The organism is Streptomyces sp. NPDC057950 (assembly GCF_042887295.1).
In the GTDB taxonomy this organism is placed as follows: Bacteria; Actinomycetota; Actinomycetes; order Streptomycetales; family Streptomycetaceae; genus Streptomyces; species Streptomyces kaempferi.
The window spans coordinates 852,953-866,672 of sequence record NZ_JBHVPP010000001.1 but is presented as its reverse complement, the minus strand read 5'-3'; the positions used below and the strand labels follow the sequence as shown (position 1 = coordinate 866,672).

At 73.2% G+C, this 13,720-nt stretch carries 12 protein-coding genes; 6 read left to right on the top strand and 6 right to left on the bottom strand.

All coding sequences use genetic code 11. The annotated features are described in order from the left end of the window. Window positions 1–70: 70 nt before the first annotated feature. Complete coding sequence (locus ACFVTC_RS03785; RefSeq protein WP_390123544.1) at window positions 71–1,147, top strand: acyl-CoA dehydrogenase family protein; 1,077 nt, start codon at window positions 71–73, stop codon at window positions 1,145–1,147. 423 nt (window positions 1,148–1,570) lie between these two features. Here the strand turns inward: ACFVTC_RS03785 and ACFVTC_RS03780 are convergent, their stop codons facing one another. The 5 genes from ACFVTC_RS03780 to ACFVTC_RS03760 all read right to left on the bottom strand — a co-directional run bounded on the left by ACFVTC_RS03780 (window position 1,571) and on the right by ACFVTC_RS03760 (window position 5,943). Next, window positions 1,571–2,713 carry an LLM class flavin-dependent oxidoreductase gene (locus tag ACFVTC_RS03780; RefSeq protein WP_390123542.1) on the bottom strand — a complete coding sequence of 381 codons (1,143 nt, stop codon included), beginning with the start codon at window positions 2,711–2,713 and terminating at the stop codon, window positions 1,571–1,573. Between the two features lie 14 nt (window positions 2,714–2,727). Beyond that, window positions 2,728–3,900: an SfnB family sulfur acquisition oxidoreductase gene (locus ACFVTC_RS03775; RefSeq protein ID WP_390123540.1), complete on the bottom strand. Its 1,173-nt coding sequence runs from the start codon at window positions 3,898–3,900 to the stop codon at window positions 2,728–2,730. A 70-nt stretch (window positions 3,901–3,970) separates the two neighbouring features. Then, complete coding sequence (gene ssuE, locus ACFVTC_RS03770) at window positions 3,971–4,525, bottom strand: NADPH-dependent FMN reductase (RefSeq protein ID WP_390123538.1); 555 nt, start codon at window positions 4,523–4,525, stop codon at window positions 3,971–3,973. Between the two features lie 35 nt (window positions 4,526–4,560). Beyond that, complete coding sequence (gene sfnG, locus ACFVTC_RS03765; RefSeq protein WP_390123536.1) at window positions 4,561–5,685, bottom strand: dimethylsulfone monooxygenase SfnG; 1,125 nt, start codon at window positions 5,683–5,685, stop codon at window positions 4,561–4,563. A gap of 174 nt (window positions 5,686–5,859) precedes the next feature. Then, the gene (locus tag ACFVTC_RS03760; protein WP_351720866.1) at window positions 5,860–5,943 is read right to left on the bottom strand and encodes a putative leader peptide; all 84 of its coding nucleotides are present in this window, start codon (window positions 5,941–5,943) and stop codon (window positions 5,860–5,862) included. A gap of 137 nt (window positions 5,944–6,080) precedes the next feature. Between ACFVTC_RS03760 and ACFVTC_RS03755 the strand changes: the two genes are divergently transcribed. Beyond that, window positions 6,081–7,007: a LysR family transcriptional regulator gene (locus ACFVTC_RS03755; protein WP_390123535.1), complete on the top strand. Its 927-nt coding sequence runs from the start codon at window positions 6,081–6,083 to the stop codon at window positions 7,005–7,007. 123 nt (window positions 7,008–7,130) lie between these two features. After that, window positions 7,131–9,113, top strand: coding sequence for a hypothetical protein (locus tag ACFVTC_RS03750; RefSeq protein ID WP_390123533.1), 1,983 nt, complete (start codon window positions 7,131–7,133; stop codon window positions 9,111–9,113). 59 nt (window positions 9,114–9,172) lie between these two features. Here ACFVTC_RS03750 and ACFVTC_RS03745 read toward each other — a convergent pair whose 3' ends face one another. Beyond that, the gene (locus tag ACFVTC_RS03745; RefSeq protein ID WP_168526240.1) at window positions 9,173–9,340 is read right to left on the bottom strand and encodes a hypothetical protein; all 168 of its coding nucleotides are present in this window, start codon (window positions 9,338–9,340) and stop codon (window positions 9,173–9,175) included. Between the two features lie 378 nt (window positions 9,341–9,718). On the opposite strand from ACFVTC_RS03745, the gene ACFVTC_RS03740 reads away from it, so the two are divergent. The 3 genes from ACFVTC_RS03740 to ACFVTC_RS03730 all read left to right on the top strand — a co-directional run bounded on the left by ACFVTC_RS03740 (window position 9,719) and on the right by ACFVTC_RS03730 (window position 13,696). Next, entirely contained in the window at window positions 9,719–11,254 is a 1,536-nt protein-coding gene (locus ACFVTC_RS03740) for an SDR family oxidoreductase (protein ID WP_390123531.1), read from the top strand. Window positions 11,255–11,436: 182 nt separating this feature from the next. Continuing rightward, entirely contained in the window at window positions 11,437–12,810 is a 1,374-nt protein-coding gene (locus tag ACFVTC_RS03735) for a cryptochrome/photolyase family protein (protein ID WP_390123529.1), read from the top strand. A 163-nt stretch (window positions 12,811–12,973) separates the two neighbouring features. Beyond that, a complete protein-coding gene (locus ACFVTC_RS03730) occupies window positions 12,974–13,696 on the top strand; it encodes a DUF4142 domain-containing protein (RefSeq protein WP_390123527.1) in 723 nt (240 codons plus the stop codon). Window positions 13,697–13,720: the final 24 nt, after the last annotated feature.

The following is a 13,720-nucleotide window of genomic DNA, read 5'->3' as shown; positions in this document are numbered from 1 at the left end:
TTTCACTGACTACACGAACGGGAGAGCCCCGGATCGACACACGCCACGACGACCGAGGGAGATTCCTTCGATGACCGCCCCACCGCACCCGCTCGTCTCCCGGGCCGGACGGCTGGCCGCCGAGGTACTCGCCCCGCAGGCGGAGCGTGTCGATCAGGAGGGTGTGCCGGCCGGCAGCATCGAGGCGCTCAAGCGCTCGGGGCTGCTCGGGGTGAGCGCGCCGGTCGCGTACGGCGGATCGGCCGCGCCCGCCGCGGTCGTCCGCGAGACGGCCGAGATCCTCGCCGGGGCCTGCTGCTCGACCTGGTTCGTGCAGACCCAGCACCACACTCCGGTCCTGACCCTGGCCCGTGCCGAGGCCGGGCTCCCGGTGCGGGAGCGCCTGTTGGGTCCGCTGGCGCGCGGTGAGCTGTTGTCCGGGGTCGCCTACGCCCAGCTGCGCGCGTATCCGCGCGTCCCCGTGCGGGTCTCGCGCGAGCGGGGCGGCTGGCGCTTCGACGGGACGGTGCCCTGGTACACCGGCTGGGGACTCAACGACGTGATGCTGCTGGCGGGGGTGACGGACGACGCGGAGGCGCTGTTCGTCTTCACGGAGGCGCGTGAGCAGCCCGGTCTGCGACCGTCGCCCCCGATGCGACTGGCCGCGCTGACGGCCTCCCGGACGGTCTCGCTGGAACTCGACGGTCTGTGGCTGCCCGACGACGCGGTGGCCCTGCGCACACCGTACGAGACCTGGGCGGCGACCGACCGTCCCAAGAACGCCAACGCCTCCCCCGCGGTCTTCGGGGTCACGGCGGCGGCCCTCGACCTGCTGGACACCGACCCGCCGGCGCGGGAGACCTCGCGGGTGCTGCGCGCCCGCCTCGACGAGGTGCGGCGACGGGTGTACGAGCTGGCCGACCATCCTGCGCCGAGCGAACGGATCGGGGAGCGGCTGACGGCCAAGACGCTGGCCTACGACCTGATGCGGGCGGCCACGACCGCGGCGGTCGTGGCCGGTGGCGGCCGGGCCATGGACCTGGGCAGTCCGGCGCAGCGGCTGGCCCGGGAGGGGATGTTCCTGCTGATCCAGGGGCAGACGGCGGCGGTGCGCGCGGCGCACCTCGGTGCGCTGGGTGCGCCGGGTCCGGCCGGTGCAAGGGGGTGACCCGGGTCCCCGGGGCGGGGCGGTGCACCGGGTCTGGTGCGACGGGTCCGGCCACTGCTGGGGCGCGCCGGGGCCGCCCCGTGCCCCCGGGTCCGGCCGGTGTCACTGGTCCACCCGGCGCGACGGGTGGACCACCGCTGAGGCGTCGCGGGTCCGGCCGGTGCCACCGCGTCCGGCCGGACCCACCTGTGCGCCGTGTCCGGCCGGAGGACCGGGTCCGGCCGGAGCGCGGCGCGACGGATGCCACGGGCGCCCGGGGCGTCGCCGGTGCGCCGGCGGCACCCGCTTTGTCGGGTACACCGCGACACGACGGGCTGCCCGTTCCGTCCGGCCGGCCGGCCGGCCAGGCGTCATGCCCGCCGGAACGACGCGGCCCACCAGGACCGCCAGGCGCTCCCGAGAGGTCCCGGCGGCCCGGTCCGGTCAGCTCGTGAACGGCACCCGCGCCGCGGGCACCGGAGCCGTCGCGAACGGGTGTCGCCACAGGCCCCGCGCGGCGAGGCGCGGCAGGACGCCTTCGCCGAACCAGTAGGCCTCCTCGAGATGGGGATAGCCGGAGAGGACGAACTCGTCGATGCCGAGGGCGTGGTACTCGGCGACACGCTCGGCGACCTCGTCGTGGCTGCCGACCAGGGCGGTGCCCGCGCCGCCACGGACCAGGCCGATCCCGGCCCACAGGTTGGGGTGGATCTCCAGGCTCTCCCGGCTGCCGCCGTGCAGTGCGCGCATGCGCCGCTGCCCCTCCGACTCGCTGCGGGCGAGACCGGCCTGCACGGACCTCACGGTCTCCGGGTCGAAGCCGTCGAGGAGCCGGTGGGCCTCGGCCCAGGCCTGCTCGGCGGTGTCACGGGTGATGACGTGCAGCCGGATGCCGAAACGCAGAGCGCGTCCTTCGCGCTCCGCGAGCCGGCGTGCCCACGCGATCTTCTCGGCCACCTGGGCCGGCGGTTCCCCCCAGGTCAGGTACACGTCCGCGTGCCGGGCGGCGACCTCGCCCGCGATCGGTGAGGAACCGCCGAAGTAGATCTCGGGCACCGGGTCGGGGAGGTGGGCCAGCGTGGCCTCCTCGACCCGCAGGTGCTCGCCCGCCAGGTCGACGGTCTTGCCGTCCCACAGGTCCCGGACGATCTGGAGGAACTCACCGGTGCGGCGGTAGCGGGCGTCCTTGTCGAGGAAGTCACCGTAGGCGCGCTGCTCGTGGCTCTCGCCGCCGGTGACCACGTTGAGCAGGAGCCGGCCCCCGGTCTGCCGCTGATAGGTGGACGCCATCTGCGCGGCGAGCGTCGGCGAGACGAAGCCGGGCCGGAAGGCGACCAGGAACTTCAGGCGCTCGGTGTTCTGGCTGACCATCGCGGTGGTCAGCCAGGCGTCCTCGCACCAGGCGCCCGTGGGGGTGAGCGCGCCGACGAAGCCCAGGTCCTCGGCGGCGCGGGCGATCTGGCTCAGATACCCGACCGTCGGCGGCCGGTCGCGGCCGGACCCGGTGGCCGGGGTGCCGTGACCGCCGCCGACGACGTGCCGGCTGTCTCCGTTGGTGGGCAGGAACCAGTGGAAGGTGAGGGACACGTGGCGGTCTCCGTTCAGAGCAGGCCGTGGCGGGGTGGCTCGGTGCCGTTGAGCGCGTGGCGGCCGATGTGCTGGATCTTCCAGCGGGCCGGGTCGTGGAGGGTGTGGGTGCGGGCGTCCCGCCAATGGCGGTGCAGATTGAGGGAGTCGAGTGCCGAGCGGGTACCGGCCAGCTCGAAGAGGGCACCCGCCACCTCCACGGCGGTGGCGGAGGTGTGCACCTTCGCGGCGGCCACGGCGATCGACGCCTCGGCCGCCGAGTCCTCGGTGAGGTGGTCGCGGGCCGCGTCGACCGCGCGTGCCGCGGCGCCGAGCAATGCCTCGGACGCCCGTACCTGGACGGCGAGTTCACCGAAGCGCTGGATGAGGAGCGGATCCTCGGCCGCGGTGTCCACGCCGCTCTCGAACCACGGCCGGCTCTTGGTGCGGACGAACTCGGCGGCCTCGGCGAACGCGCCGGCCGCGATCCCCGCGTCGATGGCGGCGTGCAGCAACTGGGCCACGGCCCCGTGGAGCTGGGGTCCGCGGAAGGTGAGGTGGTGCGGTACGACCCGGTCGGCGGGGACGGGGACGGCGTCCAGGCGGACGGTGCCGCTCGCCGTCGTGCGCTGTCCCATGCCGTCCCAGTCGTCGACGACCGTCACCCCGTCCGCGTCCCGGGGAACGTACGCGACGTGCAGGTTGTCGTCCTCGGTGCGGGCCAGAACGGGGATCCAGTCGGCGAAGAGCGCGCCCGTGGAGTAGTGCTTGACGCCGGTCAGGAGGTACGAGCCGTCGGGCCGCGGGTCCAGACGGGTGCGGATGTCCTGGACGTGCCGGGTGCCCGCCTCCGACTGGGCGTTGCCGAAACGTCGTCCCGCCAGCACCTCGGCGAAGAAGAACGCCCGCTGTTCGGCGGTTCCCTGACGGCGTATCACGTTCACGTACACGAAATGGTTCTGCGGGATCTGGGCCAGGCTGGCGTCGGCGGAGGCCAGCAGCCGGAAGATCTCCGCGAGGGTCTCCTGGCGGACATCCGCCCCGCCGTACTCCGCGGGCACGGTGACGGCGAGCAGCCCGGAGGCCGAGAGGCGCTCCAACTCGGCGCGGGGCAAACGCCGTTCGGAGTCCCGCGCGGAGGCTCCGGTGCGGAACTCCGCGGCGAGCGCGGCGGCGACGGCCAGTGCCTCGGCGTCGTCGGCGATCACTTCGGCGAATGTGTGGTCGGCCGCCGTCCGGGCCGACACGTCTTCAGGCGTCGTGTGCGCGGTCACGGGGTCAGCCCGCCGCGGCCAGCAGCGGTGTGCGGCCCAGGGCCGCCGAGAACTGGTCGACCACCTGGGCCAGGGCCTCGGCCGTGCCCGGTGCCAGGGTGACGCCACCGTCCTCCCCGGTGGTGATGTCCCTGTCGAGGGTGAACCAGCCCTGGACGATGTGCGCGGCGCCCATGGAGTTGAGCACCGGCCGCAGGGCGTAGTCGAGGGCGAGGACATGCGCGGTGCTGCCGCCGGTGACGAGCGGCAGGACGGTCTTCCCGGTGAGCGCGTACTGCGGGAGCAGGTCGAGCAGCGCCTTGAGGACACCGGAGTAGGCCGCCTTGTAGACGGGGGTGCCGATGACCACACCGTCGGCGCGGGCGAAGAGTTCGGTCGCCTCGACGATGGCGGGATGCTCGAAGTCCGCGCCGAGCAGCGCCTCCGCGGGGATCGTACGGACGTCGAGCGGGACGACCCGGTGCCCCTGCGCGATCAGCCGGCCGTCCAGATGGCGCAGGAGTTTCGCGGTACGGGAGGAGACGGAGGGACTGCCGGAGACGGACAGGACGGTGGCCATGGGCCCTCTTTCGTGAGCGGCGTACGGGACGGACGTCAGACGTGCGCGGGGACGGAATCGGGCTCGGTGTCGGGCAGCCCGGCCTCCAGCTCGCGTACCAGGGGCAGCACACGGCGGCCGAAGTACTCGACCTCCTCGTGGTAGTGCAGGAAGCCGAGCAGGAGGAGATCGACGCCGAGGCCCTTGTAGGCGACGATCCGTTCGGCGATCTGCTCCGGCGTGCCGATCAGCCCCGTCCGGAAGCCGTCGTTGTACTGGACCAGGTCCTCGAAGCGGGAGTCCTGCCACATGCCCTTGCCGTCGGCGGTGGACTGTCCGGCCTGCTTCACCGCGGCACCGAAGCCCTCGACGGCCTCGGTGTCGGCCCGAGCGACGATCTCGCGCAGGGTGTCGCGTGCCTCGGCCTCGGTGTCCCGGGCGATCAGGAATCCGTTGAGACCGAACCGGGGCGGCCTGCGGCCGGCCCGCTCCGCCGACACCCGCACGTCCGCGATCTGTTCGACGACTCCGTCGAAGTCCTTTCCGTTGGAGAAGTACCAGTCGGAGACCCGGCCCGCCATGGCGCGGGCGGCGGTGGAGTTGCCGCCCTGGAAGATCTCCGGGTGCGGACGCCCGGGGACGCCGAGGGGCTTGGGCTTCAGGGTGAAGTCACGCAACCGGTAGAAGTCACCGGCGAGTTCGGCGTGGTCCTCGGTCCAGATCAGGCGCAGGGCGCGGATGAACTCCTCGGAGCGGCGGTAGCGCTCGTCGTGCTCCAGCCACGGTTCGCCGAGCGCGGTGAACTCACCCTTGAACCAGCCGCTGACCACGTTGACGGCGAAGCGGCCGTTCGACAGATGGTCGGCGGTGGCGCCGAACTTGGCCAGGACACCCGGGTGCCACAGGCCCGGGTGGACGGCGGCGATGACCTTCAGCCGCTCGGTGGCCAGCAGCAGGGCGAGGCTGAAGCCGGTCGACTCGTGCTGGAACTCGGCACCGTAGCCGGCCATGTAGCGGACCTGGCTGAGCGCGTAGTCGAAGCCGTTGTTCTCGGCGAGGACGGCCAGTTCGCGGTTGTAGTCGTAACCCCAGTCGGTGCGCTGCTCGATCGTGCTGGTGACCAGGCCGCCACTGACGTTGGGGACCCAGTAGGCGAAGCGGACGGGTTCGGTTGCGGACACGGAGAACTCCCGGTGTGCGGAGAGGGCATGACGAGCGGGGGCCCGGCGTGTCACGGGGACAGCGGGCGGACAACGGCATGCGGCAGGGAGCGCGGAAGGCGGCGAGGTGCCCCGCGGGGAGAATTCACCTGCGGGCGGGCGGCCTGTGCGAAGGGGACCCTACCGTCGGGATCGTCAGGCTTCGCGACAACAGAAGGCGCTGGAGACACGCGCGAGGTCGACATGGCGTCGTCGCGTGAGGTCCGGCTGCTTCTTCATGTGGCCGATCGTGGCAGCCGCCGGTCCGGGCCGTCAAGGAACGCCGGGTCGGTCTCGCATCCCGGACCGGCGAATTTCACGAAGGCGTGACAGGGCAGCCCTTGAACCGCCCGTGGTCGCGGCCGCATCCTGCTGCGGTGCGCACAGAGCAGCTGGAATACATCGCGGCGGTCACCCGGCTCGGCTCGTTGCGCCGGGCCGCCGAGGAACTCCACCTCTCGCAGCCCGCGCTGAGCGAGACCGTACGGAACCTGGAGCGGGAACTCGGTGTCGACCTGCTGGAGCGCAAGCGGTCCGGCGCCCGGATGAGCGCCGAGGGACGCGAACTGCTGCCGCACATCATCAACGTGCTCGACGCGGTCGACCGGCTGCGCGGCGCGGCCGGCGAGCAGCACCGCATCAGCCGGATGGTCCGGGTCGGCACGGTGAACGCGGCGACGGTGCCGCTGCTCATCCCGGTCGTCCGGGGCTTTCGCGCGACGCACCCGCAGACACAGGTCGAAGTGGTCGGCGCCCAGCAGCCGGAGATCCACCGGGGCCTGTCGGAGGGCGGTTTCGATCTGGGGCTGGTGAACCACCTGGACGGCGACGACATGCCCGCCGACTTCGAGTCCACCGAACTGCTGCGCGGACGGCCGGTGGTGTGCGTCCGCCCGGACAGTCCACTGGCGGCGTCGTCCGCCGTGTCGCCGTCCGACCTCCTCGACGGACACGAGCCCCTGATCGCGATGCGCTCCGGCTATGTCATGCACCGCTACCTGCACCGGTTCCTGGAGGGCCGGGGGCCTTCCCTGTCGTACTCGACCGACGGCGCCGAGATGGGAAAGCTCATGGTCGCCGAGGGCCTGGGCGCCACCGTACTGCCCGACTTCAGCGTCATCGGCGATCCGCTGGAGCGGTGCGGCGCCCTCACCTACCGGCCGCTCACCGACGCCGCGACACGGGTCCTGCTGATGCTCCGGCGCCGCCGGACGGACTCCGTGCCGCGCGCCGCGGGCGACCTGCACGACGCGTTCGTGCGCAGGTCCGCGGAGCTCGGCGGCAGCCTGGCGACGAGGGCCTGAGCCGACCGCGCCCGCTCGAACGCCCGGGGCCCTCGGGGGCGCCGCGCTGTGACCATCCGAAGAGTCACTCGTTTGACGGATCGGCGTGACAGGACGCCAACTCCTTCGGAAGGCGTTCGTTCCATGCCCCTCCCACCGTTCGCCCGCGCCGTCCGCCGCGGCAGGACCGGACTCGACCGGGCCGAGGCAGCCCTGGTCGAGGAGTACAGCGACCTGGTGCGGCTGGCGTATCTGACGCTGCCGTCGTCGCTGAGCAGGCACCGACGCATTCTCGTGGCGCACTCCCTGGTGCAGCGGTCGCTGCCGGGCACCCGGAGCGGACGGCCGGACCCCCTGGTGCCCGCCCCGCGTGGGACCGAGCGCCGGCCCGTCGCGGAGAAGGACCGCCTGCGCGGTCAGGTCGTGCGCTCCGCCCTGGCGCACGGCCGGTCCCCGCGCGGCTGGCCCCGCGGGCTGCCGCCGCCCCGTACGGTGCTGCCCACGCTGCCCGTCGTCTGGGGGCTGCGGCTGTTCCCGCGCGCGGGCGGGGCCGAGGAGATCGCGCTGGGCCAGGCCCTGGCGGGTACGACGGCCGCGGGGCGCGCGGCGTTCGTACTGCGCCGGGTGGACGGACTCGCCGACGCGGTCGTCGAGGCCCTGCTGCGCGCGGCGGGCGTCCCCGACCCCGAGGGCGCCCTCCGGTCGGCGAACCGTCTCGACGAGTCGGCGGGGACAGCGGCGCGGGCCCTGCTCACGTCGAGGGAGTTCGACGCCTGCTCCGTGCAGACCCGTCCCACCGATCTGCTGCGCCGCAGACGCCGTGTGCGGTTCCTGTGGGCCGCGCTGACCGCCGCCGTGATCACCGGGTTGGTGCTTTCGGTCGCCGGCCAGGGGTCCGCGCCGTCCCGGCCGGCGCCCGGCTCCCGTACGGGCGTGGGACTTCCCCGACCCGACGACCTGGTACGCACCGCCGGGGACCTCTGGGCCGACACCTCCCGGGTCGACCTCACCGCGTGGCCCGCGCGGGGCGCCCGCGTGAACGACCGGTCCTTGCTGGCCAGGGCCCTGTCCACCTGGGACCGGCCCGCGGGTGCGCTGCGGGTCACCACGACGCCCGGCACCCCGACGGACCCTCCGCCGCGCTCGCCCCAGCTGCTCTACGCCGGGAACGTCGACGGCGATGCCGTGGTGCTCCTGCACGACGGCCGGCGGGTGGTGCGTTACAGCGAGCCCCTCGATGCCCCCGGGCGCGGTGCCCTCGCCCTGGCGCGTGCCGACGACGCGGACGTGACGACCGCCGCCGCGCTGGTCGTCCACCGCGGTGCCCGTGGCGCGCGGTATCTCCTCGCCCCCTGGATCGCGGAGGCGCGCAGCCGCGACCTGTTGCGCCCCGACTCCCCCGCGCGGCCGGTCGGCGTCGCCGGGGACGGGGTCACCGTGCCCGTTCCCGCCCCCACCAGGAAAGCGGCCTGCGACAGCCGGCCCGTGCTGCAACTGCGTTCCTCCGCGCGCATCGTGGAGAAGCACGCGTTCCTGCTGACCGACCTGGGCGAGCTGTCCCCGGTGCACCTCACCTACACCCCGCCGCCGGGACACGGGAGCCCTCCGGCGCGCCAGCCCCGTGAGGCGACGGGCGGTCCTGCCCTGCTCGCCTGGGCGCACCTGGCGTGCGGGCTCGAGGAGTTGCGGGGCACGGGCGTCCGGGCGGTCAACGCCTGGGACTTCGCCGAGCAGGAACTGCCGGAGCGGGGCGGGCACGCGGTGTGGACCTGCGCGCGGGCCTCGACCTGGCGCGGGCCCGGTGACGTGGAGCTGATGCTGCGTGCCCCCGTCGCCTCGGCGTCCGCTCCGGCCGAGGTGGTCGGCCGGGCCCGGTCCACCGCGGCCTGCAGCAGATTCGGCCAGCACGTGGTGGCCGACGTCCACTGGCGGGCGCGCTCCGGTCACTGGTATCTGCTGGCGGCCGGCAGCCGGGCGGTCACCCGGATCGACGTGACGGGTGAGGTGACGGCCCGGCAGCTGGGGCGGACGCTCGCGGTCCGCGCGCCGAGGTACTCCCGCGTCCGGGTGTCGGCCCGTCTGGGCAACGGCACTTCGCTGGCCCCGGTCGGTGACCCCGGTCGGTGACGGGGCTGACACCGCGCGCGCGACGCGGCCCGCGGACCGAGCGTGCCGCGTCGCGTCGCTCAGTCCTCGTCCCCGGTCGGGACGACCACGAGGAAGGCATCCGACTTGAGATCCATCACCACGGTGGCCGGCTGACCCTCGGTACGGCGTCGGGCGGCGTACTCCTCCGCCGTCCACGATCCGCGCGGGGACCCTGCGGGAAATCGTTCCAGCACCTTCGCGCTCATGACGACGGGCACCTCCAGCTCCGGCTTCCGACCCGGACCGCCGAGTCGCCTGGAATTCACTTGCCCGTGTTTTCCGTGGACATGCCCAGGCGGTCCGGGCTCCCCGTACATGCGGCACAGCTGCACCGCGAAGGCCCGGAGACCGGTCGCCTCGGCACGCTCGCGCCCGCACCGCCCTCGGGGGCCGGGTCACCCGCTCGGTCCTCACCGTCGTCCCGCCCGCCACGCGATCAGCCCAGGGGAGTCCGCCGTCCGCGCCCTCGGGTGTCCCCGGTCGCCGGAAAGGCCCCTTCCGCGCATCCGCCGTCACCGCCCGCGTGGAAGGCATGACGAGGGGAGTACGGAAAGGGGGCGACGCGGCGAACGACGGAGGGACCCATGAGCGAGAACGACACCGGCCTGAGATGTCTGGTGACCGGTGCCACGGGCTACATCGGCGGGCGGCTGGTCCCCGAGCTGCTGGCGGAGGGACACCAGGTGCGCTGCCTCGCCCGCTCCCCCGCCAAGCTGCGCGACTACCCGTGGGCGGGCGAGGCGGAGGTCGTACGGGGCGATGTCCTGGACGCCGACTCGGTGGCCGAGGCGATGCGGGACACGGATGTCGCGTACTACCTCGTCCACGCCCTCGGCACGGGCCACGACTTCGAGGCGACCGACCGTGAGGCGGCGCGGATCTTCGGTGAGCGGGCCCGCGCCGCGGGCGTCCGGCGGATCGTGTACCTGGGCGGGCTCACCCCGCAGGGCGTACCGGAGACGGAACTCTCGCCGCACCTCAGGTCCCGCACCGAGGTCGGCCGCATCCTGCTGCACTCCGGCGTGCCGACCACGGTGCTCCGGGCCGCCGTGATCATCGGCTCCGGCTCGGCGTCCTTCGAGATGCTGCGCTATCTGACGGAGCGGCTGCCCGTGATGGTGACACCGAGCTGGGTGCACACCCGCATCCAGCCGATGGGGGTGCGGGACGTGTTGCGCACCCTCGTCGGCAGCGCCCGGATGCCCGCGGACGTCAACCGCACCTTCGACATCGGCGGCCCCGAGATCCTGACGTACCTGGAGATGATGCGGCGGTACGCGGCCATCGCCGGGCTGCCCCGCAGGCTCATCTTCCCCGTCCCGGTCCTCACCCCCCGGCTGTCCAGTCACTGGGTCGGCCTGGTCACCCCGGTGCCCGCGTCCATCGCGCGCCCGCTCACCGAGTCGCTGCGGCACGAGGTCGTGTGCCACGAGCACGACATCGTCCGGTACGTACCCGATCCGCCGGGGCGTCCGATCGGCTTCGACGAGGCGGTGTCGCTGGCGCTGCAACGCGTGCGGGACGCGCAGGTCACCACGAGGTGGTCGTCGGCCTCGGTGCCCGGCGCGCCCAGCGATCCGCTCCCCACCGACCCCGACTGGGCGGGCGGCAGCCTCTACACCGACCATCGCGGGCTGGCCGTGGACGCGCCGCGCGAGGCGTTGTGGAGGGTGATCGAGGGCATCGGCGGTGACAACGGCTGGTACTCCTTTCCCCTCGCCTGGGCCGTCCGCGGCTGGCTGGACCGTCTGGTGGGCGGTGTCGGTCTGCGGCGCGGGCGGCGCGACGCCTCGCGGCTGCGGGCGGGCGACTCGCTCGACTTCTGGCGGGTCGAGGAGATCGAGCCCGGTCATCTGCTGCGGCTGCGCGCCGAGATGCGGCTGCCGGGGCTGGCCTGGCTGGAGATGTACGCCGAGACGGGCGACGACGGCGGGTCGCGCTACCGGCAGCGGGCCATGTTCCATCCGCACGGGCTGCTGGGGCACGCCTACTGGTGGAGCGTGTCGCCGTTCCACGCCGTCGTGTTCGGCGGCATGGCCCGCAACATCGCGAAGGCCGCCGTCAAGCAGGCGGCCGAGAGCACCCCGACGGCGAAGCCGGGATCCGCTCCCCCTCCCTGACCACCGAGCCGTGTCCGCCGACCCGTGTCCGCCGACCGGTCCCGCCCGGGTCCGGTTCCCGACGCTCCCGCGGTCTCCGCATCCGCGGGAGCCCGTCGGACCGAAGCGGGAGGCGTCGTCGCTCTCGCGACGGTGACCCTCGTACCCACGCCCGTCAGCCCAGCCGACCCCGGAGCCACACCATGAACGTCTCGGTCGTCCTGTTCACCTCGGACCTGCGTCTGCACGACCATCCGGCGCTACGGGCGGCCCACGACGGTTCGGCCGCGCTGGTCCCCCTCTTCGTGCGCGACGACGCCGTCGCCGCGGCCGGGTTCACGGCTCCCAACCGGATGGCCTTCCTCGCGGACTGTCTCGCGGACCTCGACGCCGGACTGCGCGAGCGGGGCGGCCGGCTGGTGGTGCGTTCCGGTGACGTGATCGCCCAGGTGTGCAAGGTGGTCTCCGAGGCGGACGCCGACGAGGTGCACATGGCGGCGGGCGTCAGCGCCTACGCGCGCCGCCGCGAGGACCGGCTGCGCGCGGCCCTGGAGGCCGAGGGGTGCCGGCTGCACGTGCACGACACCGTGATCACCGCACTCGCGCCCGGTGCCGTCACCCCGGTCGCTTCGGACCACTTCGCGGTCTTCACCCCGTACTTCCGGCACTGGTCGCGGCAGTCGCTGCGCGGCGCGGTCCCCGCCCCGCGGACGATCCGGGTGCCGGACGGTGTCGGCTCGGAACCGGTTCCCTCCCGCGAGGGCCTGTCCGGGGTCTCCGAAGGACTGGCGCGGGGCGGCGAGACGGAGGCCCGCAGGAGACTCGCCTCCTGGCTGCGGAGCGGGATCACGTCGTACGAGGACCGGCACGACGACCTTCCCGGCGACGCCACCTCCAGGTTCTCCCCGCACCTGCACTTCGGCTCGCTCTCCCCGGTGGAGCTCGTGCACCGGGCCCGTGCCGCGGGCGGGGCGGGCGCCGAGGCCTTCGTACGGCAGCTGGCCTGGCGGGACTTCCACCACCAGGTCCTCGCCGCGCGGCCGGACGCGGCCGTGGCCGACTACCGCACCCGGCACGACCGCTGGCGCTCGCAGACCGAGGCACGGGAGGACGTCGCCGCGTGGAAGGAGGGCCGCACCGGCTTTCCGGTGATCGACGCCGCGATGCGCCAGCTGCGCCACGAGGGCTGGATGCACAACCGGGGGCGACTGCTGACGGCGAGCTTCCTCACCAAGACGCTGTACGTGGACTGGCGGGTCGGGGCCCGGCACTTCCTGGACCTGCTGGTGGACGGCGACGTCGCCAACAACCAGCTCAACTGGCAGTGGATGGCCGGGACGGGCACGGACACCCGGCCCAACCGAGTCCTCAATCCGGTGATCCAGGCGAAGCGTTACGACCCGGACGGGGTGTACGTCCGGCGGTGGGTGCCCGAACTGGAGGGGATCGAGGGCGCCGCCGTGCACGAGCCGTGGAAGCTGCGGGGCCTGGACCGCGCGGACTACGATTACCCGGACCCCGTGGTCGAACTTTCGGACGGACTGGCCCGCTTCAAGAACGCCCGGGGCCGTGACTGAAGGAAGTCACCAGGGATTTTACTATTGGTAGAGATTTTTTCGTCGAACGCGTGCGTACTGGTGGGCGTCAGAATCAGTCGTCAACCGGATCCACTCGCACCGGATTCACCGTGCGGCACGACGGGGCTCCCCGCTCCGCGCTGCCGCCCCGCCAGGAGGCTCGATGCGCATTGCACGGAACGCAGGAACGCTCTTCGTGGCAGGTGCGTTGACCATGACACTCGCCGCGCTCGCGTACCCTGCCGTGATCGGCGTGCAGACCACATCCAGCGCCCCGAACCGCGTGATCGCCAACACTCCGACGGGCCCGCTGACCGAGGCCGACCGTGACTTCGTCGTCAAGGTGCGGGCGGCGGGACTCTGGGAGTACCCGGTCGGACAGCTGGCGCTCCAGAAGGGCACCATCCCAGCGGTCAGAACCGCCGGTGACCACCTGATCAGGGGCCACGCCGCGCTGGACGACACCGACCGCAAGGTCGCCGCCACGCTCGGCATCACCATCCCCAACAAGCCGTCTCCGCAGCAGCAGGGCTTCGTCGCGACCCTGAGCAGTGACACCGGCAAGCAGTTCGACACGGACTTCGCCAACATCCTGCGGCTGACCCACGGAACGATCTTCCTCACCGTCGCGAAGATCAGGTCCACCACCGAGAACTCCCTGGTGCGCCAGCTGGCCGACCAGGCCAACGACACCGTGCTGGACCACATCACGGTGATGGAGAAGACCGGGCTGGTCAACTTCGATCAGGTGTTGTTCCAGGAGACCACCCCGCCGAAGCTGCCCTCACAGAACGTCACGCCGCCCGCTCCCGTGCCGGGCGAGCCGACCGTCGTCCTCACCCCGCCCGCGGGGAGCTCCGCGTCACCCTCACCGACGGTGCGGTGAGCCGGGAACGTCGCCCCGGCCCGG

Coding starts and splice junctions, on each gene's coding strand:
- ACFVTC_RS03785 (WP_390123544.1), top strand. CDS start 71: ATGACCGCCCCACCGCACCCGCTCGTCTCCCGGGCCGGACGGCTGGCC.
- ssuE (WP_390123538.1), bottom strand. CDS start 4,525: ATGGCCACCGTCCTGTCCGTCTCCGGCAGTCCCTCCGTCTCCTCCCGT.
- ACFVTC_RS03760 (WP_351720866.1), bottom strand. CDS start 5,943: ATGAAGAAGCAGCCGGACCTCACGCGACGACGCCATGTCGACCTCGCG.
- ACFVTC_RS03750 (WP_390123533.1), top strand. CDS start 7,131: ATGCCCCTCCCACCGTTCGCCCGCGCCGTCCGCCGCGGCAGGACCGGA.
- ACFVTC_RS03745 (WP_168526240.1), bottom strand. CDS start 9,340: ATGAGCGCGAAGGTGCTGGAACGATTTCCCGCAGGGTCCCCGCGCGGA.
- ACFVTC_RS03740 (WP_390123531.1), top strand. CDS start 9,719: ATGAGCGAGAACGACACCGGCCTGAGATGTCTGGTGACCGGTGCCACG.
- ACFVTC_RS03735 (WP_390123529.1), top strand. CDS start 11,437: ATGAACGTCTCGGTCGTCCTGTTCACCTCGGACCTGCGTCTGCACGAC.
- ACFVTC_RS03730 (WP_390123527.1), top strand. CDS start 12,974: ATGCGCATTGCACGGAACGCAGGAACGCTCTTCGTGGCAGGTGCGTTG.